The following is a 26,394-nucleotide window of genomic DNA, read 5'->3' on the forward strand; positions in this document are numbered from 1 at the left end:
TCAATTTCCGAGTGACAGAAGCCCACCGGATTGTCGCCTGATCTTGCCGTCCAGTTCCAGGTCGACCAGCGCCGGGCCGACATGGCCGGCGGGAACCGACAGGTCGCGGATCAGCTGGTCTTCGGCCACCGGGGACGGGCCGAGGCGGGACAGGATCCGCTGGTGCAGGCTGGCGGTTTCGCGCAGCGACCGCCTTTCCGGCGGCGGCGGCGGGAGGTCCGCCAGCAGGTCCGCCTGCGGTTGCGCCTGTTCGGGCGCGACGCGCCGGGGCAGGGCGGCGATCACGTCCTCCGCGTTGCGGACAAGGGTCGCCCCATCCCGGATCAGCAAGTTGCAGCCCGAAGCGCGGGCGTCGAAGGGGTGGCCGGGCACCGCCAGCACGTCGCGGCCCTGGTCGAGCGCGTCGCGCGCGGTGATCAGGCTGCCGGACCTGGTGGCGGCCTCGACCACCACGATGGCGCTGGAGACGCCGGAAATGATCCGGTTGCGGGCCGGAAAGTGACGCGCGTGCGGCGCCATGCCCAAGGGCTGTTCGGACAGCAGGACGCCCTGGTCGCGGATGTCCTGCGCCAGTTTCGCGTTCTCGCTGGGATAGATGACGTCGACGCCTCCGGCCATCACCGCGATGGTGCCGGTCCCGAGCGAGGCGACATGGGCCGCGGCGTCGATGCCGCGGGCCAGTCCCGACGCGATGACATAGCCCTCGGACCCCAGTTCCTGCGCCAGCGCGCGGGCCATGCGGGTGCCGAGAGAGGAGGCGTTCCTGGCGCCGACGATGCCGATCGCCGGTCTGGAAAAAAGCGCTGTGTCGCCGACGGCCCAGAACAGCGGCGGGGCGTCGGGAATGTCCGTCAGCGCGGACGGGTAATCGCCGTCGCCAAGGCACAAAAGCCGCGCTTTGGCGGCTTTTGCGGCCTTGATTTCGGCGTCGATCACACCGGCAGGGCATATTTCATACCCGTCTACTCCGGCGGCGCGCGCCACTTCGGGCAACGCGGCCAGCGCGTTCTGCGCTGAGCCATGCTCTGCCAGCAGCCGGTAGAACGTCGTGATACCGACCCTGCGCGAGCGCAAGAGACGAAGCCACGCATACCGATCGTCTTCCGTGGTGGGTGGGAGTGGGGGGTGAGTGGAAGAATGGGTTTCCTCGGTCATCCGTCGCTCCGTCTGCTTGCAGGACAGGTGTAGGGGCAACGAGGTTAACGACGCGTAAAGCGGAAACGGCTTTATGCGCCTTTTTCGAAAAATCGTCGGAATGGCGTTCACTGCTTGGCGGACCGGGCTTTGGCGGGATGTGCAGGCCGTGCATACCGCGTGCATACGCCGTGCATACGGCGCATGGCCGATTCGGGCCGCCGGACCCTTGTGAACACGGCGCGCGCCGCAACGGCGCGGCGGGTCACGCCGCCGAACCGCCCACGGTCAGCCCGCCCATCAGCACGGTGGGCTGGCCGACGCCGACGGGCACCCATTGGCCTTGCTTGCCGCAATTGCCCATGCCGGGATCGAGCGCCATGTCGTTGCCGAGGCCGCGGATGCGGGTCAGCGCCGTCGCGCCGTCGCCGATCAGGGTTGCGCCCTTGACCGGGGCGCCGACCTTGCCGTCCTTCACCCGGTAGGCCTCGGTGCAGGAAAACACGAACTTGCCGTTGGTGATGTCGACCTGCCCGCCGCCGAAACCGACCGCCCAGATGCCGTCCCTGATCTGCGCCACAAGATCGGCGGGGTCGGCGTCGCCGCCCATCATGTAGGTGTTGGTCATGCGCGGCATCGGCGCATGGGCATAGCTTTGACGCCGCCCGTTGCCGGTCGGGGCGACGCCCATCAGCCGGGCGTTCTGGCGGTCCTGCATGTAGCCCACGAGGATGCCGTCCTCGATCAGCACGTTGCGGGCCGAGGGCGTGCCTTCGTCGTCGACGGTGATGCTGCCGCGCCGGTCGGGAATCGTGCCGTCGTCCAGCACCGTGACGCCGGGGGAGGCGATGCGCTGGCCCATCAGCCCGGCGAAGGCGGAGGCGCCCTTGCGGTTGAAATCGCCTTCGAGACCGTGGCCGATCGCCTCGTGCAGCAGGATGCCCGGCCAGCCGGGGCCGAGCGCCACGTCCATGACGCCCGCCGGCGCGGGCACGGCGTCGAGATTGACCAGCGCGATGCGCAGCGCCTCGCGCGCCTTGGCCTGCCAGTCGGCGGGGTCGATCAGCCCGTCCAGCCCGACCCGTCCGCCGCCGCCGGCGGTGCCGGTTTCGCGCCGTCCGCCCTGTTCGACGATCACCGACACGTTGACGCGGGTCATCGGCCGCACGTCGCGGACCTGAACCCCGTCCGGGCGCAGGATCTCGATTTCCTGCAACGAGGCCGCCAGGGTCGCGGACACCTGCACCACCCGCGAATCGAGATCGCGGGCGAAGGCGTCGATCTCGCGCAGGGTGTCGATCTTGACCGGGAAGGGCTGGCCCGCGATGGGATCGGCATCGGTATAGAGGTGCCGGTTCGTCGCCTGCGGCGAGGCCGCCAGCGTGCCGCCGCCGTCGCCCACGGCGAGCCGCGCGGTTTCGGCGGCGCGTTTCAGCGCGGCGATGCTCATCTCGGTGGAATGGGCATAGCCCGAGACCTCGCCGTTGACCGCGCGCAGGCCGAATCCCTCGGACGCGTCGTAGCTGGCGGTGCGCAGCCGCCCGTCATCGAACACCAGCGCTTCGGACTTGCGCCTCTCGGCAAAGATTTCGCCATCGTCGGCCCCGGCCGTCGCCACCCGCAGTTCGCGCAGGGCTTCGTCCCGCGGCAGGGTGGTTTCGAAGGGGAGAAAGGGCGCGGTTGTCATTGCCTCTGGCCTCACAATTTGATCTAAATCAAGAAAAGCGTCCGTTTGACGCAATCAGATGTCTTTATCTGGTTGGCGGAATATGTTTTCTACGGGCGACAAATACAACGGGGCAGGTGCGTTTTGATGACGGATGCTTGTGCCAGACAGAACAACGCGATCAAACGATCAGGACATGACATGAAGAACGCTTTTACGCTTTCAGGGGTTCTTGCGGCCCTTTCCGCCTTTCCGGCCCTCGCGCAGGATGGACTTCAGATCATCGGCAAGCCGGTTGACGGTGCGACCGGGTTCCAGCCCGCCGCATCCGAACTGGCCCGCGATCTGCAATCGCTGGACTGGATGATTCTGGTCATCATCACCGCGATCTGCGTCATGGTGACGGGGCTGCTGATCTTTGCGATCTTCCGGTTCAACACGCGGGCGAACCCGAAGCCGGCGAAATTCACCCACAATTCGCCGCTGGAAGTCGCCTGGACGGTGATCCCGATCGTGATCCTGGTCTTCATCGGCGCGTTTTCCCTGCCGGTCCTGTTCAAGCAGCAGGAAATTCCCGAGGCCGACATCACCATCAAGGTGACGGGCTACCAGTGGTACTGGGGCTATGAATATGTCGATCACGAGTTCGGCTTCGAAAGCTTCCTGCTGGCGCGGGACGAGCTGGAAGAACACGGCTACAGCCAGGACGAATATCTGCTGGCGACCGATACCGCCGTGGTGGTTCCGGTCGGCAAGACCATCGTGATGCAGGTGACGGGGGCGGACGTGATCCACGCCTGGACGATCCCGGCCTTCGGCGTCAAGCAGGACGCGGTGCCGGGCCGTCTGGCCGAGCTGTGGTTCGCCGCCGAGAAGGAAGGCATCTATTTCGGCCAGTGTTCGGAGCTTTGCGGCAAGGACCACGCCTATATGCCGATCACGGTCAAGGTGGTCAGCGAAGCGGAATACGACCGCTGGCTCGACGGCGCGATCGAGGAATACGCGGGCAAGCCCCGCAGCCTGACCGTGGCGTCGAACTGAGACCGGACCGCAGGGTGGTGAGTAAAGCGCGATGAGCGACGTCAGCATCAACACCGCCGTCCGCGAGGACGAGGCGCAGTTCGGCGACTTTTTCGCGCTGCTGAAGCCGCGGGTCATGTCGCTGGTCGTGTTCACCGCCTTCGTCGGGCTGGTCGCGGCCCCGGTCGGGGTGCATCCGGTGGTGGGGTTCTGCGCGATCCTGTTCATCGCCATCGGCGGCGGCGCGTCCGGCGCCCTGAACATGTGGTGGGACGCGGATATCGACCGGGTGATGCGCCGCACCCGCAACCGCCCGATTCCGTCGGGCAAGGTGTCCGGACAGGACGCGCTGGCCATCGGCCTGGCGCTGTCCGGCCTGTCGGTGATGATGCTGTCGCTGGCCACCAACCTGATGGCCGGCGCGATGCTGGCCTTCACCATCTTCTTCTACGCGGTGGTCTATTCCATGTGGCTGAAGCGGAGCACGCCGCAGAACATCGTGATCGGCGGCGCGGCGGGGGCCTTCCCGCCGGTGATCGGCTGGCTGGCCGCCACCGGCAGCATGGCGGTCGAGCCCTGGCTGATGTTCGCGCTGGTGTTCATGTGGACGCCGCCGCATTTCTGGGCGCTCTGCCTGTTCATGCGCAACGATTACGACAACGCGGGCGTGCCGATGCTGACCGTGACCCACGGACGGCGGGCGACCCGCGTGCATATCCTGGTCTATACGGTGCTGCTGGCGGTCCTGGCCATCGGCGCGGCGTTCACCGGCATCGGCGGGCCGGTCTACCTGGCGGTTTCGGTGGTGCTGAACGGGTTGTTCCTGATGGGGGCGCTGCGCATCTGGCGGCGCGACGAGGAGGATGCGGAGGCTGACAACTTCCTCGCCGAGCGCAGGTTCTTCAAGCTGTCGCTGCTTTATCTCTTCCTGCATTTCGGCGCGATTCTGGCCGAGGCGCTGCTGCGGCCCTACGGCCTGGGGGGCTGGGCGTGAGTCTGAAGCCGACACATGAGCTGCACAGCCGCCGGTTCGGGCGCAACCTGGGCGTCGGGCTGGTGCTGGCGGCCTTCGTCGCCATCGTGTTCGGCCTGACCGTGGTCAAGGTGACGAGCGGCGATTTCGCCCTGCCCAAGATCGAGGAGCAGAACTGATGGCGCTGCGGGGGCCGAAGAAGACCGTGGTGCAGCTGCTCTCGGTGGTTCTGGTGATGGGCGCGCTGTCCTGGGCCTCGGTGCCGTTCTACGACTGGTTCTGCCGGGTCACCGGCTTTGGCGGCACCACCGGCGTGGAAACCGCCGGGTCCGACAGGGTGCTGGAGCAGACCATCAGGATCCGGTTCGACGCATCGCTGGAACGCGACATGCCCTGGACGTTCAAGCCCGTCGAGCGGCAGATGGAACTGAAGATCGGCGAGACCGGGCTGGCGTTCTACGAGGCCTACAACCCGACCGACCGGCCGGTGGCGGGATCGGCCAGCTACAACGTCTTTCCCTACGAGGCCGGCGGCTTTTTCAACAAGATCGCCTGTTTCTGCTTCGAGGAGCAGATCCTGGCGCCGGGGGAACGGGTGCTGATGCCGGTGACGTTCTTCGTCGATCCGGCGATCGTGGACGATCTGGACGCGAAGCATGTCCATGCGATCACGCTGTCATACACTTTCTACGAAATCGACCTGCCGGAGGGCTATGCCGCCCTCGATACGCAGGCCGGCCAAAACACGAACTAACGCCGAACGGTGAGGGACACTTAAATGGCACATGCAAAGAACCACGATTACCACATTCTGACCCCCTCCATCTGGCCGCTTCTCGGGGCGGTCGCCGGTTTCCTCATGCTGTCCGGCATCGTGCTCTGGATGCATGAGGTGACGCCCTTTGTCTTCTGGATCGGGCTTGTCGGCGTTCTTTACACCATGTTCGCCTGGTGGTCCGAGGTGGTCCACGAGAGCCGGATCGGCGATCACACCCCGGTGGTGCGGATCGGCCTGCGCTATGGCTTCGTCCTGTTCATCATGTCCGAGGTCATGTTCTTCGCGGCCTGGTTCTGGTCGTTCTTCAAGCACGCGATCTATTCGATGTCGGAATATGCGGGAACCGAATACGAGATCCCCTATATCTACCCGGTCGACGTGTTCCACCTGCCGCTGATCAACACCGTGGTGCTGCTGTTGTCGGGCTGCGCCGTGACCTGGGCGCACCATGCTCTGGTCCATGGCAACGTGCGCAAGGACCTGATCGCGGGCCTGGCGATTTCCATCGTGCTGGGCATCCTGTTCACCGGGTTGCAGGCCTATGAATACATGCACCTTCTGCACGAGGGCTGGCAGTTCGGGGACGACATCTTCTATTCGAACTTCTTCATGGCGACCGGCTTTCACGGGTTCCACGTCATCATCGGCACCATATTCCTGACCGTGTGCCTGGTGCGGGCGATCAAGGGCGATTTCACGCCCGAGCAGCATGTCGGTTTCGAGGCGGCGGCCTGGTACTGGCATTTCGTCGACGTGGTCTGGCTGTTCCTGTTCTTCGCGGTCTATCTCTGGGGCACCGCCGGCCTGAGCTGACCCCCGTTTGCGGTTGAAAAACCGCGCCGGGACCGTATCAAGCAGAACGCGCGGCTGATCCCGCGCGTTTTCATTTGCACGAAGGCACCGACGCGATGCGCAGCATCCTTTTCCTGCTGATATTCGGCCTGACGGGCGTCGGGATTCTGGTCGGGCTGGGTACCTGGCAGGTGCAGCGCCTGAGCTGGAAGCAGGCGATTCTCGCAGAGATCGAAACCCGCATCGCCGCCGATCCCGTCAGCCTGCCGGCCGGGATCGATCCGGCGCGGGACAAGTACCTTCCGGTGCGGGTCTCCGGGGAGATCGAGCCGGGCGAACTGCATGTGCTGGTGTCGGTCAAGCAGGTCGGCGCGGGATACCGCGTCATCGCGCCGCTGCTGACCGGGGACGGGCGGCGTATCCTGCTGGATCGGGGCTTTGTCGCCGCATCCAGAAAGGCCGATCCGCGCCGGACCGGGCCGGTGACGGTCATCGGCAACCTGCACTGGCCGGACGACCGCACCGGATCGACGCCGGAAAACGACGTGGCGGGCAATATCTGGTTCGCCCGCGACATCGCGCAGATGGCCGAGGCGCTGGACAGCCTGCCGGTGTTGCTGATCAGCCGCGAAGAGGTGCCGGCGGAGCCTTCTGTCCGGCCATTGCCGGTCGATACGGTTGGCATCGCCAACGATCATCTGCAATACGCTGTTACCTGGTATTCGCTGGCCCTGATTTGGGCCGGGATGACCGCCTATTTCCTGTGGCGCGGACGCGCCCGATCCGAAAGCCGAGGCACATGAAATACATCTCGACCCGCGGCGCTGCGCCGGACCTGAACTTCGAAGACGCGATGCTGACCGGGCTGGCGCGGGACGGCGGGCTTTACGTGCCCGCCGAGGTGCCGCGGATGGGCTTTGATGAGATCGCCGCGCTGGCCGGGCTGAGCTACGAGGAGACCGCGTTCCGGGTGATGCGCCCGTTCATCGGCGACACCTTCAGCGACGCGGAATTCCGCGCCATCATCGGACGCGCCTATGCCGGGTTCGGCCATGCCGCCCGCGCGCCGCTGGTGCAGCTGGCGCCGGGTCATTTCCTGCTGGAGCTGTTCCACGGCCCGACGCTGGCGTTCAAGGATTTCGCCATGCAGCTGATCGGGCAGATGTTCCAGGCGGCGCTGGCGCGGCGGGGCGACCGGGTGACGATCGTTGGGGCGACCAGCGGCGACACCGGATCGGCGGCGATCGAGGCATTCCGGGGGCTGAGCAACGTGGATGTGTTCATCCTGTTCCCGCACGGGCGGGTGAGCGAGGTGCAGCGCCGCCAGATGACCACGCCGGCGGAACCGAACGTGCACGCGCTGGCGGTGGATGGCGATTTCGACGATTGCCAGGCGGCGCTGAAGGACATGTTCAACGATTTCGCGTTCCGCGACGGGGTGAAGCTGGCGGGGGTCAACAGCATCAACTGGGCGCGGGTGCTGGCGCAGGTGGTCTATTACTTCAGTTCCGCGGTGAGCCTCGGCGCGCCGCACCGGCCGGTCAGCTTCACTGTGCCCACCGGCAATTTCGGCGACATCTTCGCCGGCTATATCGCCCGCCGGATGGGGCTGCCGATCGACAGGCTGGTGGTCGCCACCAACCAGAACGACATCCTGCACCGCTGCCTGAGCGGGCAGGGCTATCACAAGGGCACCGTGCATCCCTCGATCAGCCCGTCGATGGACATCCAGGTGAGTTCCAATTTCGAGCGCGTCCTGTTTGACGCCTATGGCCGCGACGGTGCGGTGGTGGCGCAGCTGATGGGCGAGCTGAAGGACGGCGGGTTCGATGTGTCCCAGGGCGCGATGGGCTTTCTGCAGGACCAGTTCGCTTCGGGGCGCGCCTCGGAAGAGGAAACCCTGGCCACCATCGCCGGCACCCTGGCGGCGAGCGGCGAACTGCTGTGCCCGCATTCCGCCGTCGGCGTGAAGGTGGCCGAGGAGCACCGCGATCCGGCGGTGCCGATGATCACCCTGGCGACCGCGCATCCGGCCAAGTTCCCGGCGGCGGTGGAGCAGGCCAGCGCCGTGCATCCGCCTCTTCCCCCGCGCATGGCGGACCTGTATGACAGGCCGGAACGGGTGCACCGGATCGGGAACGATCTTGGTGCCATGAAGGACTTTATCAGGGGGCATATCGCCACGTGACCGTCAAGCAGCATACTCTGGCCAACGGCTTTCGCATTGTCACCGAGCGCATGCCGGGCCTGCAATCCGCCTCCATCGGGATCTGGGTCACCGCCGGCGGGCGGCATGAACGGATCGAACAGAACGGCATCGCGCATTTTCTCGAACACATGGCGTTCAAGGGTACGCGGAAACGCAGCGCCCTGCAGATCGCCGAGGCGATCGAGGACGTTGGCGGCTATATCAACGCCTATACCAGCCGCGAGGTGACGGCCTATTACGCGCGGGTGCTGGAGAACGACGTGCCGCTGGCGCTGGACGTGATCGGCGACATCGTCCTGAACCCGGTCTTCGACCCCGGCGAGATCGAGGTCGAACGCGGCGTGATCCTCCAGGAGATCGGGCAGGCGCATGATACGCCGGACGACGTGATCTTCGACTGGTTGCAGGAGGACAGTTACCGGGGCCAGCCGCTGGGGCGCACGATCCTCGGGCCGAGCGAAAGGGTCAGCGCGTTTTCGCGGGCCGATCTCGCCGGGTTCGTGGCCGAACATTACGGTCCCGGCCAGATGATCCTGTCGGCGGCCGGGGCGGTCGATCACGACGCGCTGGTGAAGGCGGCGGAGGACCTGTTCGGGCATCTGAAACCGGCGCCGGTCTTCGTGCCCGACATGGCGCGGTTCACCGGCGGCGAGACCCGGCGCGTCAAGGAGCTGGAGCAGGCGCATTTCGCCCTGGCCTTCGAAAGCCCCGGCTACCGGGACGACGCGATCTATACCGCGCAGATCTATTCCAGCGCGCTGGGCGGCGGGATGTCGTCGCGGCTGTTCCAGGAGATCCGCGAGAACCGGGGGCTGTGCTACACGATCTTCGCGCAGACCGGGGCCTATGCGGATACCGGCACCACGACGATCTACGCCGGCACCTCGGCGGAACAGATCGGTGACTTGGCCCGGATCACCTTCGACGAGATGAAGCGCGCCGCCGGCGACATGAACCCGGAAGAAGTCGCCCGCGCCCGCGCGCAGATGAAGGCGGGGCTGCTGATGGGGCTGGAAAGCCCGTCCAACCGCGCCGAACGCCTGGCGCGGCTGGTGCAGATCTGGGACGTGGTGCCGCCGCTGGAGGACACCATCGCCCATATCGACGCGGTCACCACCGGGGACGTGCGCGAATTCGCCGAATACATCGCCGCTACCGCGCCCGCGGCGCTGGCGCTGTATGGGCCGATCGAGGCGGCCCCGACCCTGGCCGAATTGCAGGGCAGGCGCGCCGCCTGATGCTGCCCTGATGCTGCTGGTCAGACGCAAGCTGCGGATCGAGACCGAGCGCCTGACCCTGCGGCCGCCGGCGCATTCGGATTTCAGGGCTTGGGCGGCGCTGCGCCAGGACAGCGAAGCCTTCCTCGCGCCATGGGAGCCGACCTGGGCCCCCGATCACCTGAGCCGGAAGGCGTTCACCAACCGGGTCTACTGGGCGCAGCGGTCGGTGAGTTCGGGTTCCGCCGTGCCGCTGTTCCTGATGCGCCGGGGCGACCAGGCCCTGGTCGGGGCGATCACGCTGGACAATATCCGCCGGGGTCCGGCGCAGGCGGGCACGCTGGGCTACTGGACCGGAGAGATCCACGCGCGCCAGGGATACATGCGCGAAGCGATCGGGGCCGTGGTCCATTATGCGTTCTCGCAACTGGATCTCAGCCGGATCGAGGCCGCCTGCCTGCCAGAGAACGCCGCCTCGCGCGGGTTGCTGGAGAAATCGGGTTTCAAATACGAAGGCGTCGCGCAATCCTATCTTCAGATCAACGGGCGCTGGCGGACGCATGTCCTTTACGCGTCGCTGCGCAGCGACCGGCGGGGAAAAACCGACGCCGGGTGACACCATGCGCCCATTGCCGGGGCGTTGCGCCGACCACGGGCGCTTTTCGGACCGGAAGGGCGCCGAAACGGGCTGACTTTTGGATCGGGCGCGCTAGACTTCTGCGCATGACGTTCCTGGCCCGGTTCATCCTTTCGGCTGCGGTTCTCGCCTGTGCTGCTCCGGCGGCGGCGCAGGAGCGGCGTCCGAGTCACTGCATCGCGATCGCCGACGCGGCACCGGGCATCGCTTTCGTGCAGAAGGCCGCCTGGCAGGATCCGCTGCCGGACGGTTACACCGTGCGGCTGCATTACATCGCCCACGCCAGTTTCCTGCTGCAAACGCCGGGCGGGTTGAACGCGGTCACGGATTTCACCGGCTTCATCGGAACGGCAAAGCTGATTCCGGACGTGGTGACGATGAACCATGCCCATGAAACCCACTGGACCGCCTTTCCGGATCCGGCGATCCCCCATGCCCTGCCGGGCTGGGGGCCGTTCGGCGAAGGCATCGCCCATCACCTGGATCTGGGCGAGATGCTGGTGCGCAATGTCTCGACCGACATCCGGTCGCGCTATAGCGGGATCGAGGAAAAGGGCAATTCGATCTTCGTGTTCGAGGTGGCGGGCCTGTGCATCGGCCATCTGGGACATCTGCACCACGTTCCCAACGACGAACAGTTCGCGGCCCTCGGCCGTCTCGACGTGGTGATGGCCCCGGTGGACGGCGGCATGACGATGCCCCTGCCGGACATGATCGCGGTTCTGACGCGGCTGAAATCGCAGGTGGTGATCCCGATGCACTGGTTCAGCGACTATTCGTTGCAGGCGTTCCTGAGCGGGATCGCCGGGGAGTTCGCCGTGCAGCATCCGGGCAACTCCTTCATCGAGTTGTCCCTGCGCGACCTGCCGGCGCGGCCGACAGTGGTTGTGTTGCGGCCGCAATATCTGACAGAACGGGACTGACGGCGCTGCGCCGGTTCGTTCCGAGGTTCACAGATGACGCTCAATCCCGCCGATGACGCCTTTGCCGCGCAGCTGCGCGAAACGCTTCCCGACGACGTGCTGCGCCCGGCGGAGGGCCGATACCTCGAAGAGCCGCGCGGGCTTTACCACGGGCGGTCCGGGCTGCTGGCCCTGCCGCGCAGCGTCGAGGAGGTGTCGCGGCTGGTTGCCGCGGCGCAGGCGGCGCGGGTCGGGGTGGTGCCGTTTGGCGGCGGAACCGGCCTCGTCGGCGGCCAGACCCTGCCCGAGGGTCCGGCGCCGCTGATCCTGTCGCTGGAGCGGATGAACGCCATCCGCGCGGTGCTGCCGTCCGAAAACGTGCTGGTGGCCGAGGCCGGCGCCATCCTGGCCGACGTGCAGGCGGCCGCCGCGTCGGCGGGGCGGCTGTTTCCGCTGTCGCTGGCCTCCGAAGGGTCGGCCCGGATCGGCGGCACCCTCGCGACCAATGCGGGCGGGGTCAACGTGCTGCGCTATGGCAACGCGCGCGATCTCTGCCTCGGTCTGGAAGCGGTGCTGCCGGACGGGCGGATCTGGAACGGGCTGACGCGGCTGCGCAAGGACAACACCGGCTATGACCTGCGCAACCTTCTGATCGGGGCGGAGGGCACGCTGGGGGTCATCACCGCGGCGGCGCTGAAGCTGTGGCCGGTTCCGGCGCGGGACGGGACGGCGATGATCGTGGTGCCGTCGCCGCGGGCGGCGCTGGACCTGCTGTCGCTGGCGCGGGAGAGGATGGGCGAGGGCGTGAGCGCCTTTGAACTCATCCACCGGCAGGGGCTGCTGTTCCTGACCGAGGTTCTGCCGGATGTGCGCCAACCCTTTGCCACCCCGCCGGAATGGTGCGTACTGATCGAGGTCGGGCTGGCGCGTGGGCTGGACCCGTCGGAGGCGCTGCAATCGCTGTTCGCCGAGGCGCTGGACGCCGGGCTGGCCAGCGACGGGCTGATCGCGCAATCGCAGGCGCAGCGCGATGCCTTCTGGTCGGTGCGCGAACATCTGCCCGAGGCCAACCGGCGGATCGGGTCGGTGTCGAGCCATGACATTTCTGTGCCGCTGGGCGCGCTGCCGGAATTCATCGAGCGCGGCGCCGATGAGGTCGGACGGATCGGGCGCTTCCGGATCAACTGTTTCGGCCATGTGGGCGACGGCAACCTGCACTATAACGTGTTTCCGATGCCGGGGGGCGACCGGGCCGATCACGCACGGGAGCGGGAGCCGATCAAGCGCGCCCTGCACGACCTGGTGGACAGTCTGGACGGGTCGATCAGCGCCGAGCATGGTATCGGGCGGATGAAGGTCGAGGACCTCGAACGCTACGGCGACGCGGTGAAACTGGACGCGATGCGGGCGATCAAGGCGGCGCTGGATCCCGCCGGCATCATGAACCCCGGCGCGGTGCTGCGCGGGGCGGCGGGAGCCTCTGGAAGCTGATCATCCCGGCGCCGGCGGCGGCGTCATTCGCCCTCGAATTCGCAGAGCGCGTGCACGTCCATGCCGAGCTTTTCGAGCACCCTGCGTCCGCCGAGGTCGGGCAGGTCGATCACGAAGGCGCAGCTGACGATTTCGCCGCCGAGCCGTTCGACCAGCTTGATCCCGGCGGCGGCGGTGCCGCCGGTGGCCAGCAGGTCGTCGACCACCAGGATCTTTTCGCCCGGCTGGATGGCGTCGTCGTGGATTTCCACGACCGCCTCGCCGTATTCCAGCGTGTAATGTTCCGAAATCACCGCGCCGGGCAGCTTGCCCTTCTTGCGGATCGGGACGAAGCCGACGCTGAGCTGATGCGCGATGGCGCCGCCCAGGATGAAGCCGCGCGCCTCGAGGCCGACCACCTTGTCGATGCGCATCCCGGCATAGGGATGCAGCATCTGGTCGATCGCCATGCGGAACCCGCGCGCATCGGCGAAGAGTGTGGTGACATCGCGGAACATGATCCCTTCATGCGGGAAATCGACGATGGTGCGGATGTAGTCGCGGACAGTCGTCTTCTTGGGCATGCGGGCGTCCTTTGCCTGGCGTCGTCGGATGGGGCGGGTTTCGCCGATCAGGCGGAAATCCGCAAGGCCCGCGTCAGGCGGGCCGGCGCAGCAGCGCGGTGGCCAGGCCCATCAGGATCAGGGTGATACCGCCGGCGCGGGTCAGGGCGGCGATGACCTGCTGCCTGCCGATGGCGCGCCGCAGGCTGTCGGCGAGCAGCGCATAGGCGAGCGCATTCACCGCGGCGAGACTGACGAAGGTGGCGATCAGGATCGCGAATTGCGGCAGGAGCGGCGCGTTCGGGGTCAGGAACTGCGGCACGAAAGCGATGAAGAAGGCGATGGATTTGGGGTTCAGCGCCGTCACCCCGGCGGCATGGGCGAAGACGCCGCGCGCCGTCACGTCGCGCCCGGTGGCGATGCGGTCCAGCCCGGCTGCCGGGGCGCTGCGCAAAAGCCTGACGCCGAGCCAGACGAGATAGGCCGCGCCGATCCATTTCAGCAGGCTGAACAGCGACGCCGAGGCCGCCACCAGCGCCCCGAGACCGGCCAGAGACGCGGTCATGGCGACGAGATCCCCCAGCGCCACCCCGGTGGCCGAGGCCATGGCGACGGAGCGCCCCTTGGACAGCGCGTAGCTGAGAACAAGGAGCACCGTCGGGCCGGGGATCAGCAGCAGCACGGTCGAGGCGGCGACGAAGGCGAGCCAGAGGTCGAGGGGCATGTCCGGTGTCTCCGTTGACGGCAGCCGGTTCAGAAAGCCGCGCTTTCCCGAGACTGTCAACGGGCCTTGCGAGAGTGATCAGGGGCCGACTCTACCGGGAGTCGAAATGGACGCGAATTCGTGGTAGACTGTTACCACTTTTATTTGATTTGATTCGGAGATTAACGATGAAAACTTTTGCACCGACATTGCTTGCCCTTCTCCTTCTGCTTCCCGTTGCCGCCAAGGCCGGTTGCCCCGACACGCATTATCCGTGCGGCAGCAGCAGTTGCTGCGCGAAGAAATAGCCGGAGAAAGCTCATGAAACCGATATATGTGTTCGCCACCGCGTTCGTGGCGTTTTTCGTCATGCTGTTGACGTTCACCTGGCTCAGCGAGATTTCCGACGCCGATGTCTATGCCTACCATGAGGCGGATTTCGACATCGACCTGGATCTGGTGTCTCCCGGCGCCATCGTGGCCCTGTCGAAATCGGGGAACATCACCCGGATCTGCTCCTTGCGCCAGGGGGCTGTCGGTCGTTCCGATCAGCCCACTGTCCAGGCGGCCGCGATTCCGCCGGCGGGACTCTATTACAACAAACTGCGTGAGAACCTGCCGGTTTTCGTTGGCGTCGTGGACGATATCAAGACCACCTTCGGCATGAGCGTCGAGGCCGAGAAGCTGTCCGGCGACGCGATGACGGAGATCCATACGGCGGGATTCGTTCCGAAGTTCGCCCGCATCTTCCGGGGGAATCCCGTGGGGGTGCAAAGCCTGATCGGGTTTGACAAGTTCGATGAGGACGACTGCGAAAGGCGGATGGCCTGGCATCTGAACAAGGGCTACCGGGCCTGTTCGGTGCTGCGGGTGCTGAATCAGGTCGATCTGGATGCGGATGGCCGCCCGGTTCTCGATGACGAAACCGGCACGATCCGGCAGCGGACGGTGGCGATCACCCTGGCGGAAGACGCGAATTTCGTGATGGAAGAAGAGTTCGAACGCTTCGGCATTCCCTATAACGACAACGCGCGAAAGGCGAACGGGGCCAAATGCAACGGCAGTTCGCTGCCCTGGTCGGCCCGGTTCCGCAAGGCGCTCGAGGTCATCGGGCGCGTCGAGGCCTGAGGGCGTGACGCGGGGCGGGTGTTGTCAGCCCAGCACCCGCCCCGCGACCGCGTCCAGTTTCGTCACCAGCGCCGGATCACGCGCCTCGGGGGCGGTGAGGATGGCGTGATCCAGCGCCCTGTCGCAGCCGTGCGGGCAGGGCGCGCGGTCCGCGCCCAGCAGGGCCGGCAGCCGGCTGACCAGATCGCGGGCCTTTTCGGCATTGCCCATCAGCGTCGCGATGATCTGCGCGATATCGACCGCGCCATGGTCCGGATGCCAGCTGTCGTAATCGGTGATCATGGCGACCGAGGCATAGCAAAGTTCCGCCTCGCGGGCGAGCTTGGTCTCGGGCATGTTGGTCATGCCGATCACGTCGCAGCCCCAGCTGTCGCGATACATCCGGGATTCCGCCAGGGTGGAGAATTGCGGGCCTTCCATCGCCAGATAGGTGCCGCCCTCGTGCACCGTGATGCCGGCGTCGCGGGCGGCCGCGGCGCAGGCGGCCGAAAGACGCGGGCAGGTCGGGTGCGCGACGCTGACATGGCCGACGCAGCCGGTGCCGAAAAACGATTTCTCGCGCGCGAAGGTGCGGTCGATGAACTGATCTACGACGACGAAATCGCCCGGAGCCAGGTCTTCGCGAAAGCTGCCGCAGGCCGACACGCTGACCACGTCGGTGACGCCCAGCCGCTTCAGCGCATCAATATTGGCACGGTAGGGCACGGTGCTGGGGCTGTGCACGTGGCCGCGCCCGTGGCGCGGCAGGAACGCCATGGCGACCCCGTCCAGTTGCCCGGTCAGGATCGCGTCGGACGGTTTGCCCCAAGGGCCGGCGACCTCGGTCCATTCCGCGTTCCGAAGCCCGTCGATGTCGTAGACGCCCGAGCCGCCGATGATGCCGATCCTGGTCTGTGTCATGGAAATTCCCCGTTCTGATCCGGCGGCAGCGTGGCGGCGGCAGCGCGGGAAATCAACCGCCGAAACGCGGGCGGCGGGGCGGCGGCGCATTTCCCGTGGCGCGGGTCTGGCGCCCGCACGTCATGGCCCGGCCGCCATGACCTGAGCGCATGGCGGCCTCCCGCCCGGCGGCATGGCGTTTTGGCCGCGAACCCTGTAAGCGACCCCTTTGCCGCGTGACCCGGCCCCAGCGAACAGGACTGATTTCCATGCGCCGCGCCTTGATGGCCTCTTTTGCCAACCGTCTCGCCATGCCCGATCTGCGCTGGATGCCCGACGAAGGGCTGACCCCGTCGCGTCTGCGCATCGAGTTGCTGTCGGGGCTGACCGTGGCGCTGGCGCTGGTGCCGGAAGCGGTGGCCTTTGCCTTTGTCGCCGGGGTGCATCCGCTGGTGGGGCTTTATGCGGCCTTTCTCGTCGGGCTGATCACCGCGCTGATCGGCGGGCGACCGGGCATGATTTCCGGGGCGACGGGCGCGCTGGCGGTGGTGATGGTGGCGCTGGTGGCGGAACACGGGGTCGAATACCTGTTCGCCACGGTGGTTCTCATGGGTCTCATGCAGATCTTTGCCGGGATCATGCGATGGGGCCGGTTCATCCGCCTGGTGCCGCACCCGGTGATGCTCGGGTTCGTGAACGGGCTGGCGATCGTCATCTTCCTGGCGCAGCTGGGGCAGTTCAAGGTTCCGGGCAGCATGGTCAACACCGGGCACGGGGTCTCGGGCGGCGAATGGCTGAGCGGCGGACCGCTCTACCTGATGCTGAGCCTGGTGGTGCTGACCATGGTCGTCATCTGGATCATGCCGCGCGTCACGCGGGTGATTCCGGCGCCGCTCGCCGGGATCGGCGTCGTCGCCACGCTGGTGATCGTGGCCGGGGTGGATGTGCCGCGGGTCGGCGATCTGGCGTCGATCCAGGGCGGATTGCCCTCGTTTCACATTCCGATGGTGCCGCCGACCTGGGAAACCCTGCGGATCATCCTGCCCTATTCGGTCATTCTGGCGGCAATCGGGCTGATCGAAAGCCTGCTGACGCTGAACCTGGTCGGGGACATCACCGGCAAGCGCGGCGGGGCGAGCCAGGAATGCGTGGCGCAGGGCGTGGCCAATACCGTGACCGGCTTTTTCGGCGGCATGGGCGGCTGCGCGATGATCGGGCAGTCGATGATCAACGTGAAATCCGGCGGGCGCACCCGCGTCGCCGGGATCGCGGCGGCGCTGTTCCTGCTGGTCTTCATCCTCTTTGCCGCGCCGGTGATCGAACTGATCCCGCTGGCGGCGCTGGTCGGGGTGATGTTCATGGTGGTGATCGGCACCTTCGCCTGGAACAGCCTGACGATCCTGCGCAAGGTGCCGCTGACGGATGCGTTCGTGATCCTGCTGGTGACGGTGGTGACGGTGCTGGAAGACCTGGCCGTCGCCGTCGTGGTGGGCGTGATCGTGAGCGCGCTGGCCTATGCCTGGAACAACGCGCGGCGCATCCACGCCAAGACCTATGAAACGCCGGAAGGCGCCCGTGTCTATCAGATCCAGGGACCGCTGTTCTTCGGGTCGTCGGACGGGTTCGTCGAGATGTTCGACCCGGCGGGCGATCCCGCGTCGGTGATCGTCGATTTCGCCGACAGCCGCGTGGTCGATCAGTCCGCGTTGCAGGCGATCGAGACGGTCGCCGCGAAATACGAGGCCGAGGGCAAGCAGATCCAACTGCGCCACCTGAGCCGCGATTGTCACCGTCTTCTGAAGAAGGCGGGGCACCTGATGGTGGACAGCGACGACGACCCGGACTACGCGCTGGCGGTCAACTACCAGGTGCGCACGGGTATCCTCGGCGGGCACTGAGCGCCGGTTTCAGACGGCCGGAAGCAGAAGGTTGCCGCTGTCCAGGTCGTCCGAGGTCACGCCGAGGACGTGAATGATCCGCAACCCGTCGGTGATATCGACGCCGCTTGCGGTGTCCGAAAGCGCGATGTCCCCGGCCGAGCGAATGACGATCTTATCCAGGTCGATCTCGAAATCGTGGATCGTGTCCTCTTCCGGCAGCACAGCGGCGTTGAACACGAAGCGGTCGGCATCCCGGCCGCCGCGCAGATCGTCATTTCCCCTGCCGCCGACCAGCGTGTCGCGGCCGCCGCCGCCGTTCAACTGATCCGAACCGTTCCCGCCGAACAGGCGATCCGGTCCGCCATTTCCGAACAGCGTGTCGTGCTGGGCGCCGCCATAGAGCCTGTCACGCCCGGCGCCGCCCCAAAGGATGTCGTCGAGCATGCCGCCATGCACCGTGTCGTTCCCCGCGCCGGCGTGGAACCGGTCGTATCCGTATTCCAGCCAGATCGTGTTGTCGCCGGAAAAGGACACGGGGATTCCGTCAATGCTCTGGTGGTCCTTCAGGATCACGTCGCCGAGGCTGTTGCCGTAAAGCGTCCAGTCCATCGGGTAGATCAGCGCTTCGATCGCGCCGGGATCGGCGCCGGAGTCTTCCTGCGCCGCGGCCGCCGACAGGGTCGCGGCGTCGAGGTCGAGTTCGGACAGGGTGTAGAAGTAGCCGGGGCGGGAAAACGCAAAGTGGAGCGTGTCGATGGTGCCGCCGACCAGTTCGGTGCGCGGTCCCGAACTGTCGAAAACGAAGCCGTCGCCGGTGATTTCAATGGTGGATGTGCCGATGTCGAAGGCGGCCGAGGTCGCGGAGGACGAGACCAGCGTGCTGTCCAGCATCAGCAATTCGAACAGGTTGTCGAGGATCGAGATCGGGTTCAGAATGCTCTGGGAAGTTTGAAACGTCGGCATGGCGGGCTCTGGACATGGAAAAGGGCTGTCCCGTCTCATACCACGCTATCGCGGTTTCGCGGACTATTTTTCGCCCGGCCGCACCAGTTCGAAGACTTCGGACACATGGGTATAGTCGCGATACCCCAGGCGGGCGAGCGGCTGGAACGCGGTGATTTCGAACCGGCCGTCACGAATGCAGTTGTCGCGCATGTGGATGCCGGTGACTTCGCCCAGCACCAGCTTGTTGGAATCGCCGGGCAGGTCGATGATCTGCGTCATCTTGCATTCCAGCGCCGCCGGTGCGCCCTGAACCCGCGCGCAGTCGATGGTTTCGCACTCCACCGCCGTCAGCCCGGCGGCGGCGAATTCGTCGACGTTCTTGCCCAGCATGGCCGATGTGGCGTTCATCGCGTGACGCGCCGCGTATTCGACGATATTGACGCAGAACACCCCGGTTTCGGCGATGTTCGCGACGCTGTCCTTGGTGTTGTTCTGGTCCGGCTTGGCGCTGGTCGATGCGAACATGACCTGCGGCGGCACATAGGCGATGGCATTGAAGAACGAATAAGGCGCCAGGTTGTCGGTTCCGGTCGAGTCGCGGCTGGAGATCCACCCGATCGGCCGTGGAGTCACGATGGCGTTGAACGGGTTGTGCGGCAGTCCGTGGCCGTCCTCGGGGCGATAGAACATGCGTCTCTCCAGATGTTTGCCCAAGTCCTAGCCGCGTGATAGGGCGAATTCCACCACTTAACGACGATGGACCTCCCCGTGATCGCTCTCATGCCGGAAAAACAGGACGACTGGTGGGAAGTCGAGGCGCTTTACGATCTTTGCTTTGCCCCCGGCCGCGAAGCCCTGTCGTCCTATCGCCTGCGGGACGGCATTCCGCCGGTGCCGGGCCTGTCGCTGGTGGCGCGGGACAGCGACGGCATCCTGACGGGGGCGATCCGGTTCTGGCCGGTGCGGGTCGCCGGGCTGCCGGCCCTGCTGCTTGGGCCGGTCGCCGTGCACCCGACGCACCAGGGCGAGGGCCTCGGCGGCGTGCTGATCCGCGACGGGCTGGCGGCGGCGGTGGCCGGTGGCTGGGACAGGGTTCTGCTGGTGGGCGATGCGCCGTATTACCAGAGGTTCGGCTTCAGCAGGCTGGAGCGGGTGCGGATGCCACCGCCGACGAACCCCGACCGGGTGCTGGGGCAGGCGCTGTCGCCGGGCGCTTGGGACGGCGTGGAAGGCGACGTGACCCGCTGGAGCGGCGACGCACATTGAAAACCCGCCGCCGGGTGACGATCTTGATGCCGTGCATGAAGGAAATGACATGAGCGACATTCTGATCCTGGGGCCGGTGGACGTGGAAAGCGAACTGGACCGGCTGGCGGTGGAATACCGCGCCGCCGGCGGTCTGGGCGTCCAGATGCTCACCGCTTTGGGCGGCAAGGCCGAGGGGCTGATCGACCGGCTGCCGCCATCGGTGCGCGCTGGCCTGGGCGATGCGACGGCGCAGGCCCTGACGCTGGCGATGCAGGCGGCCCAGTCGTCGCGGCGGGCGGTGCCGGACCAGAAGCCCTGGGTCAACAGGGCCGTCACGACGGCGATGGGCGCCGCCGGCGGCTACGGCGGCCTGCCGACCGCGCTGATCGAGCTGCCCGCGACGACGGCGGTCCTGCTGCGGTCGATCCAGGGGACGGCGGCGGGTCTGGGGTTCGACCCGGAGTCCGAAAGCGTCCGGTTCGATTGCATCAGGGTCTTCGCCGCGGCGGGGCCGCTGGCCGAGGATGACGGCGCCGACCTGGGGTTCGTATCGCTGCGGCTGACGCTGACCGGGGGCGCGACGCACAGGCTGATCGCGGCCGTCGCGCCGAAGCTGGCCACGGCGCTCGGCCAGAAGCTCGCGGCGCAGACGGTTCCGGTGCTGGGCGCGGTGGCCGGGGCGACGGCGAATTACGTTTATACCGGGTATTATCAACGCATTGCGCGGGTCCATTTCGGCCTGCGCAGACTGGCCATCGATGCCGACCTGCCGCAGGAGGAACTGGTGCGGCGGTTGACGCTGCGCCTGCGCGGGCAGCTGAAATGATGCGCCTTTGGCGCGCCTGTGAACCGAACGGTTACAATTTTCGGGCAGTCTGACGGAAGAAATTGGGTGAAATCCGAAATTTCGCGTTGTAGGCTTTTTGAAAAAGGTTCCGGGGCGGTGTGAGCAGAATGCTTATCAAGCAATTACCGATAACGGTTCGGGCATCGCACAAGAGCGATGTGCGCACGCAGTTCGCGGCACTTTGCTATCGCATCTCGCAGGACCGGCCCCAGATCCTGCTGGTCACGTCGCGCAAGACCGGCCGCTGGATCATTCCCAAAGGCTGGCCGGTGTGCGGTCTGACGCCGGCGGACTGCGCGGCAAAGGAAGCCTGGGAAGAGGCCGGCGTCATCGGAAAGGCGCGGGATCAGTGCCTTGGGATCTATTCCTACGACAAGGTTATGGACGCCGGAAACGGGCTGCCCTGCGTGGCGATGGTCTATCCGGTCAAGGTCAAGACCTTGGCGCAGGACTACCCGGAACATGCGCAGCGGCGTCGCAAGTGGTTCTCGCAGAAAAAGGCCGCGGCGCGTCTGACGGAACCCGAATTGGCGCGGATCGTGCGGGATTTCAACCCGAAGATCCTGCGCTGATTGACGCGCCCCGCTTGAACTTCGCCGCGCGGCGGTTATTTGACGTTCGGGTCTATGGTAAGGGATTGACGGGGTCACATGATTCAATATGCGCTGAAATGTGCCGAAGGACATAGTTTCGACAGTTGGTTCCAGTCGGCGGAAGCCTTCGACAAACTGTCGGCCTCGGGCATGATTTCCTGCGCGGTCTGCGGCGGCGGCAAGGTGGAAAAGGCGATCATGGCGCCCAGGGTCAGCGCGCCGCGTGAAGCGCGGGGGCCGCTGACCCAGCCCGCGAGCCCCGCCGAACAGGCGCTGGCGGAACTGCGCCGCAGGATCGAAAAGACTTCGGATTACGTCGGCGCCGATTTCGTGACCGAGGCGCGCGCCATGCACGAGGGCGAAGCCCCGGAGCGGTCGATCCACGGCGAGGCGCGGCTGGATGAGGCGCGCAAGCTGCTGGAAGACGGCGTGCCAGTGGCGCCTTTGCCGTTCCTGCCCAACCGCAAGACCAACTAGCCAATCGCGCCGCCGCGCGGAGGAGGCCCGCAATGACCGATCCGATCCATGTGGTGCTGACCGGGGCCAACCGGGGAATCGGCTTGGCCCTGGCGGATCGCTATCGCGCGGCGGGCCACAGCGTCACCGGCACGTCGCGGGACGGCAGCGGCGGGCTGGCGCTGGACGTGACCGACCCGGACGCGCAGCGGGCGCTTGCGGGCAGGCTGGGGGACCGTCCGGTCGATCTTCTGGTGTGCAATGCCGGTGTCTATCTCGACAAGGGGCAGTCCCTGGAGTCCGGCTATCCGGCGAAGATGTGGGCCGACACGTTTGCCGTGAACGTGACGGGCGTTTTCCTGTCGATCCAGAACGTGCTGCCCCATCTGCGGCGGGCGCGGACACCGAAGATCGGGATCATCTCGTCCCAGATGGCGTCGCAGACGACCGCGCCCGGCGGCAGCTATATCTATCGCGCGTCCAAGGCGGCGGCGCTGAACCTCGGCCGCAACCTGGCGGCCGACCTGCGCGGGCAGGGAGTCGCCGTTGGCATCTACCATCCGGGCTGGGTGCAAACCGACATGGGCGGCGGCGCGGCGGCTATTCCGCCGGCCGAAGCCGCCGCCGGGCTGATGGCGCGGTTCGCGGCGCTGTCGATGGGCAGCACCGGCTGTTTCGAAACCTGGGACGGCCGTGCGCATCCGCTCTGATCCGCGGCCGCCGTCGGCGGGCGCGCAGGTTTGCCCACTTGCCCTTGGGAAACCCCTCGCATAAGAGGCGGGCAGTTTGACTGCCAGACGCATGGAAAGGCACGGAGCATGCCCGTACTCGTGATGAAATTCGGCGGCACATCGGTCGCCAACCTCGATCGCATCCGCCGCGCGGCCAAGCGTGTCGGCGTCGAAGTGGCCAAGGGCTATGACGTGATCGTCATCGTGTCCGCCATGTCGGGCAAGACCAATGAACTGGTCGGCTGGGTCGAGGAAACCTCGCCGCTGTTCGATGCCCGCGAATACGACGCGGTCGTGTCGTCGGGCGAGAACGTGACCGCCGGCCTGATGGCGCTGACCCTGCAGGAAATGGATGTGCCGGCGCGCAGCTGGCAGGGCTGGCAGGTGCCGGTGAAGACGACCAGCGCCCATTCCTCGGCCCGGATCGAGGAGATCCCGACCGACAACATCAAGGCCAAGTTTGACCAGGGCATGCGCGTGGCCGTCGTCGCGGGGTTCCAGGGGATCAGCCCCGAAGGCCGGATCACCACGCTGGGCCGGGGCGGTTCGGACACCACCGCCGTCGCCTTCGCCGCCGCCTTCGGCGCCGAACGCTGCGATATCTATACGGACGTGGACGGCGTATACACCACCGATCCGCGGATCACCGACAAGGCGCGCAAGCTTGACAGAATCGCCTTCGAGGAGATGCTGGAACTGGCCAGCCTGGGCGCGAAGGTGTTGCAGACCCGGTCGGTGGAACTGGCGATGCGCTACAAGGTCAAGCTGCGGGTCTTGAGCAGTTTCGAAGAACAATCCGACACAGCTGGAACGCTGGTCTGCGATGAGGACGATATCATGGAATCCAATGTAGTGGCCGGCGTGGCCCATTCCCGCGACGAAGCCAAGATGACCCTTCTGTCGGTGGCCGACCGCCCCGGCATTGCGGCGACGATCTTCACGGCCCTGTCGGATGCGGGCGTCAACGTCGATATGATCGTGCAGAACATCAGCGAGGAAGGCCGCACCGACATGACGTTTTCCTGCCCGACCGACCAGGTGGCGCGGGCGGAAAAGGCGCTGGCGGACATCAAGGCCAAGGGCGGTCTGAACTTTGCCGAACTGATCGCGGACAAGAATGTCGCCAAGGTTTCCGTGGTCGGAATCGGGATGCGCAGCCACACTGGCGTCGCCGCGAAGATGTTCAAGGTACTCTCGGGAGAGGGGATCAACATCAAGGTCATTACAACCTCCGAGATAAAGATTTCGGTGCTGATCGACCGGAAATACATGGAACTTGCGGTCCAAGCCCTGCATGATGCCTTCGAACTGGACAAGGCAGCCTGAGCGGATTTCGCTGCGGACGTCTTTCTGACAAGGACTGAATCGGACGCATGCCCGAACGTATCGAAACCGAGAGCCGCAAGTTGCTTGGGCGTCTGCGCGACGCCATGGCGAGCAATGTGGCGGGTCAGGCACGGCTGGACAAGATCACCCACCTGATCGCCGACAGCATGGGCACGGAAGTGTGTTCGGTCTATCTGTTCCGCGACGAGGACACGCTGGAACTCTGCGCCACGCAGGGCCTGGATGCGGCGTCGGTGCACCAGACCCGGATGCGTCTCGGCGAAGGACTCGTGGGCCGTGTCGCGCGCACCGGCAAGGTGATGAATACCCCCAACGCCCCGGCGGAAAAGGGCTTCCGCTACATGCCGGAAACCGGCGAGGAACGCTATTCGTCCTTCCTTGGCGTGCCGATCCAGCGGCTGGGCGAGAAACTGGGCGTTCTGGTGGTGCAGTCCCGCGATGCACGCGAATACACCGCTGACGAACTTTATGCGCTGGAAGTCGTGGCGATGGTCATCGCCGAAATGACCGAACTCGGTGCTTTTGTCGGCGAAGGCGCGGCCCTATCGGCCCGCCACCAGCAGCCGGTCCTGTTCCGCGGCACCACCGCGCAGGAAGGCGCCGCCGAAGGCCACGTCTGGCTGCATGAACCGCGCGTCGTCGTGACCAATCCGATCGCCGACGATCCGCACCGCGAACTCGAACGGCTGCACGAAGCGGTCGAGGAACTGCGTGTCGGCGTCGACAGAATGCTGGACATATCCCGCAGCGGCGACACCGAACAGTTGCAGGTGCTTGAAGCCTACCGGATGTTCGCCAATTCCAAGGGCTGGATGCGCCGGATGGAAGAGGACATCAGCCGCGGGCTGAGTGCCGAGGCTGCCGTCGAAAAGGAACAGTCGCTGGCGCGGGCGCGAATCGGCCAGGTGTCGGATTCCTACCTGCGGGAACGGTTGAGCGACCTCGACGACCTGAGCAACCGGCTGCTGCGCATCCTGACCGGCCAGGGCAGCGAGACCGGCGCGGAAATGCCCGACGATCCGATCCTGATCGCGCGCAACATCGGGCCGGCTGAACTGCTGGAATACGGCCGCAAACTGCGCGGAGTGGTGCTGGAGGACGGATCGGTCGGCAGCCATGCGGCGATCGTCGCGCGGGCGCTGGCGATTCCGCTGGTCGTGCATGCCGGGCGGATCGCGACGGAGGCGCTGAACGGCGACCACATCATGGTCGATGGCGATCAGGCCACGGTGCACCTGCGCCCCGACGATTCCGTGGTGACGGCCTTTCGCGACAAGATCGCGATGCAGGCGCAGGCGCAGGAACGCTATGCGTCGATCCGGGAAAGGCCTGCGGTCACGCTTTGCGGCAGCAGGATCGAGATGAACATGAACGCGGGGCTGATGGCGGATCTGCCCTCGCTCGTCGGGTCCGGCGCGGAAGGCGTCGGGCTGTTTCGCACCGAGCTTCAGTTCCTGATCCGCAACCAGATGCCCAAGCGCACCGAACTGGCGGAACTTTATTCTCGGGTGCTGGATTCGGCCCATGGCAAGGAAGTCGTGTTCCGCACGCTGGATATCGGGTCCGACAAGGTGCTGCCCTACATGAAGCCCAACGACGAACCCAATCCGGCGCTGGGCTGGCGGGCGATTCGCGTTGGTCTGGACAAGCCGGGTGTGATGCGGATGCAGTTGCAGGCCCTGATCCGCGCGGCGAACGGTCGTTCGCTGACCATCATGTTCCCCTTTGTCGCGCAGTTCGAAGAATACCGCGCGGCCTGTGTCGAGCTTGAAAAGACCATCGCGCGGGAAAAGCGGTTGGGCCATGTCCTGCCGGAAACATTGAAGGTGGGGGCGATGCTGGAAACGCCGTCGCTGGTGTTCGCCCCGGAAAAGTTCTTTCAGGACGTCGAGTTCCTGTCGATCGGGGGCAATGATCTCAAGCAGTTCTTCTTTGCCGCTGACCGGGAAAACGAACGGGTGCGCCGGCGCTACGACACGCTGAACGTCAGTTTCCTGAGCCTGATTGAAATGATCGTGGAGCGGTGCGCCCGCACCGACACGCCGCTGAGCTTTTGCGGAGAGGATGCCGGACGCCCGATCGAGGCGTTGTGCCTCGCCGCCATCGGGTTGCGGTCGCTGTCGATGCGTCCCGCGTCGATCGGGCCGGTCAAGAGCCTTCTGTTACGCTCTGACCTCGTCCAGGTGCGCCGGGTGATCGACGAGGCCCGCGACCGGGGCGACCAGAGCGTGCGCCCGGCGGTCATGGAATACCTGCGCGACCAGGCTTGACGGCGC

Annotated in this window: 27 protein-coding genes; 20 read left to right on the forward strand and 7 right to left on the reverse strand. The window is 66.1% G+C overall.

Annotated elements, in window-relative coordinates; genetic code table 11:
• A complete protein-coding gene (gene dprA, locus QO034_RS09150) occupies positions 1-1,155 on the reverse strand; it encodes a DNA-processing protein DprA (RefSeq protein WP_284485214.1) in 1,155 nt (384 codons plus the stop codon).
• Positions 1,156-1,399: 244 nt separating this feature from the next.
• On the reverse strand, positions 1,400-2,821 hold the full coding sequence (gene tldD, locus QO034_RS09155; RefSeq protein WP_284485215.1) for a metalloprotease TldD: 1,422 nt from the start codon (positions 2,819-2,821) through the stop codon (positions 1,400-1,402).
• Between the two features lie 180 nt (positions 2,822-3,001).
• On the opposite strand from tldD, the gene coxB reads away from it, so the two are divergent.
• The 11 genes from coxB to QO034_RS09210 all read left to right on the forward strand — a co-directional run bounded on the left by coxB (position 3,002) and on the right by QO034_RS09210 (position 12,819).
• On the forward strand, positions 3,002-3,841 hold the full coding sequence (gene coxB / locus QO034_RS09160; protein ID WP_284485216.1) for a cytochrome c oxidase subunit II: 840 nt from the start codon (positions 3,002-3,004) through the stop codon (positions 3,839-3,841).
• A 31-nt stretch (positions 3,842-3,872) separates the two neighbouring features.
• Complete coding sequence (cyoE, locus tag QO034_RS09165; RefSeq protein WP_284485217.1) at positions 3,873-4,814, forward strand: heme o synthase; 942 nt, start codon at positions 3,873-3,875, stop codon at positions 4,812-4,814.
• Positions 4,811-4,972, forward strand: coding sequence for a hypothetical protein (locus QO034_RS09170; RefSeq protein ID WP_284485218.1), 162 nt, complete (start codon positions 4,811-4,813; stop codon positions 4,970-4,972). Before cyoE ends, QO034_RS09170 begins: the two co-directional genes overlap by 4 nt.
• The gene (locus QO034_RS09175; RefSeq protein WP_284485219.1) at positions 4,972-5,547 is read left to right on the forward strand and encodes a cytochrome c oxidase assembly protein; all 576 of its coding nucleotides are present in this window, start codon (positions 4,972-4,974) and stop codon (positions 5,545-5,547) included. Before QO034_RS09170 ends, QO034_RS09175 begins: the two co-directional genes overlap by 1 nt.
• Before the next feature lie 24 nt (positions 5,548-5,571).
• Positions 5,572-6,384: a cytochrome c oxidase subunit 3 gene (locus QO034_RS09180; protein WP_284485220.1), complete on the forward strand. Its 813-nt coding sequence runs from the start codon at positions 5,572-5,574 to the stop codon at positions 6,382-6,384.
• A 95-nt stretch (positions 6,385-6,479) separates the two neighbouring features.
• Positions 6,480-7,166, forward strand: a complete 687-nt coding sequence (locus QO034_RS09185) for an SURF1 family protein (RefSeq protein WP_284485221.1) — start codon at positions 6,480-6,482, stop codon at positions 7,164-7,166.
• Positions 7,163-8,551 (forward strand): threonine synthase, encoded by a 1,389-nt coding sequence (gene thrC, locus QO034_RS09190; RefSeq protein ID WP_284485222.1) that lies wholly within the window; start codon positions 7,163-7,165, stop codon positions 8,549-8,551. The genes QO034_RS09185 and thrC overlap by 4 nt, the downstream gene beginning before the upstream one ends.
• A complete protein-coding gene (locus QO034_RS09195; RefSeq protein WP_284485223.1) occupies positions 8,548-9,810 on the forward strand; it encodes a M16 family metallopeptidase in 1,263 nt (420 codons plus the stop codon). Before thrC ends, QO034_RS09195 begins: the two co-directional genes overlap by 4 nt.
• Before the next feature lie 10 nt (positions 9,811-9,820).
• A complete protein-coding gene (locus QO034_RS09200) occupies positions 9,821-10,405 on the forward strand; it encodes a GNAT family N-acetyltransferase (RefSeq protein ID WP_284485224.1) in 585 nt (194 codons plus the stop codon).
• Positions 10,406-10,512: 107 nt separating this feature from the next.
• A complete protein-coding gene (locus QO034_RS09205; RefSeq protein ID WP_284485225.1) occupies positions 10,513-11,349 on the forward strand; it encodes an MBL fold metallo-hydrolase in 837 nt (278 codons plus the stop codon).
• Between the two features lie 33 nt (positions 11,350-11,382).
• Positions 11,383-12,819 (forward strand): FAD-binding oxidoreductase, encoded by a 1,437-nt coding sequence (locus tag QO034_RS09210; RefSeq protein WP_284485226.1) that lies wholly within the window; start codon positions 11,383-11,385, stop codon positions 12,817-12,819.
• Between the two features lie 23 nt (positions 12,820-12,842).
• Here QO034_RS09210 and QO034_RS09215 read toward each other — a convergent pair whose 3' ends face one another.
• Together QO034_RS09215 and QO034_RS09220 are read right to left on the reverse strand one after the other, a co-directional pair.
• On the reverse strand, positions 12,843-13,382 hold the full coding sequence (locus QO034_RS09215; protein ID WP_284485227.1) for an adenine phosphoribosyltransferase: 540 nt from the start codon (positions 13,380-13,382) through the stop codon (positions 12,843-12,845).
• 73 nt (positions 13,383-13,455) lie between these two features.
• Entirely contained in the window at positions 13,456-14,085 is a 630-nt protein-coding gene (locus QO034_RS09220) for a LysE family translocator (RefSeq protein WP_284485228.1), read from the reverse strand.
• A 300-nt stretch (positions 14,086-14,385) separates the two neighbouring features.
• Between QO034_RS09220 and QO034_RS09225 the strand changes: the two genes are divergently transcribed.
• Positions 14,386-15,192, forward strand: coding sequence for a hypothetical protein (locus QO034_RS09225; protein ID WP_284485229.1), 807 nt, complete (start codon positions 14,386-14,388; stop codon positions 15,190-15,192).
• A 24-nt stretch (positions 15,193-15,216) separates the two neighbouring features.
• On the opposite strand, the gene QO034_RS09230 is transcribed toward QO034_RS09225, so the two are convergent.
• Positions 15,217-16,092 (reverse strand): S-methyl-5'-thioadenosine phosphorylase, encoded by an 876-nt coding sequence (locus QO034_RS09230; RefSeq protein WP_284485230.1) that lies wholly within the window; start codon positions 16,090-16,092, stop codon positions 15,217-15,219.
• Positions 16,093-16,340: 248 nt separating this feature from the next.
• On the opposite strand from QO034_RS09230, the gene QO034_RS09235 reads away from it, so the two are divergent.
• The gene (locus QO034_RS09235) at positions 16,341-17,969 is read left to right on the forward strand and encodes a SulP family inorganic anion transporter (RefSeq protein ID WP_284485231.1); all 1,629 of its coding nucleotides are present in this window, start codon (positions 16,341-16,343) and stop codon (positions 17,967-17,969) included.
• 9 nt (positions 17,970-17,978) lie between these two features.
• Here QO034_RS09235 and QO034_RS09240 read toward each other — a convergent pair whose 3' ends face one another.
• Both QO034_RS09240 and QO034_RS09245 read right to left on the reverse strand, forming a co-directional pair.
• The gene (locus tag QO034_RS09240; RefSeq protein ID WP_284485232.1) at positions 17,979-18,914 is read right to left on the reverse strand and encodes a calcium-binding protein; all 936 of its coding nucleotides are present in this window, start codon (positions 18,912-18,914) and stop codon (positions 17,979-17,981) included.
• 63 nt (positions 18,915-18,977) lie between these two features.
• Positions 18,978-19,586 (reverse strand): flavin reductase family protein, encoded by a 609-nt coding sequence (locus QO034_RS09245; protein WP_284485233.1) that lies wholly within the window; start codon positions 19,584-19,586, stop codon positions 18,978-18,980.
• Between the two features lie 78 nt (positions 19,587-19,664).
• Here QO034_RS09245 and QO034_RS09250 point away from each other — a divergent pair, with 78 nt between their 5' ends.
• The 7 genes from QO034_RS09250 (at position 19,665) to ptsP (ending at position 26,388) form a co-directional block, all read left to right on the forward strand.
• Positions 19,665-20,162, forward strand: a complete 498-nt coding sequence (locus tag QO034_RS09250; RefSeq protein WP_284485234.1) for a GNAT family N-acetyltransferase — start codon at positions 19,665-19,667, stop codon at positions 20,160-20,162.
• 49 nt (positions 20,163-20,211) lie between these two features.
• Positions 20,212-20,970 (forward strand): EcsC family protein, encoded by a 759-nt coding sequence (locus tag QO034_RS09255; protein ID WP_284485235.1) that lies wholly within the window; start codon positions 20,212-20,214, stop codon positions 20,968-20,970.
• Positions 20,971-21,098: 128 nt separating this feature from the next.
• Entirely contained in the window at positions 21,099-21,563 is a 465-nt protein-coding gene (locus tag QO034_RS09260; protein ID WP_284485254.1) for an NUDIX hydrolase, read from the forward strand.
• Positions 21,564-21,641: 78 nt separating this feature from the next.
• Positions 21,642-22,061, forward strand: coding sequence for a DUF1178 family protein (locus QO034_RS09265; protein ID WP_284485236.1), 420 nt, complete (start codon positions 21,642-21,644; stop codon positions 22,059-22,061).
• Positions 22,062-22,105: 44 nt separating this feature from the next.
• Positions 22,106-22,750 carry an SDR family NAD(P)-dependent oxidoreductase gene (locus QO034_RS09270; protein ID WP_284485255.1) on the forward strand — a complete coding sequence of 215 codons (645 nt, stop codon included), beginning with the start codon at positions 22,106-22,108 and terminating at the stop codon, positions 22,748-22,750.
• A 108-nt stretch (positions 22,751-22,858) separates the two neighbouring features.
• Entirely contained in the window at positions 22,859-24,097 is a 1,239-nt protein-coding gene (locus QO034_RS09275; protein ID WP_284485237.1) for an aspartate kinase, read from the forward strand.
• 47 nt (positions 24,098-24,144) lie between these two features.
• Positions 24,145-26,388, forward strand: coding sequence for a phosphoenolpyruvate--protein phosphotransferase (gene ptsP, locus QO034_RS09280; protein WP_284485238.1), 2,244 nt, complete (start codon positions 24,145-24,147; stop codon positions 26,386-26,388).
• Positions 26,389-26,394: the final 6 nt, after the last annotated feature.

Origin of the sequence: Sedimentitalea xiamensis (genome assembly GCF_030164465.1) — a bacterium.
Lineage (GTDB): Bacteria > Pseudomonadota > Alphaproteobacteria > Rhodobacterales > Rhodobacteraceae > Sedimentitalea > Sedimentitalea xiamensis.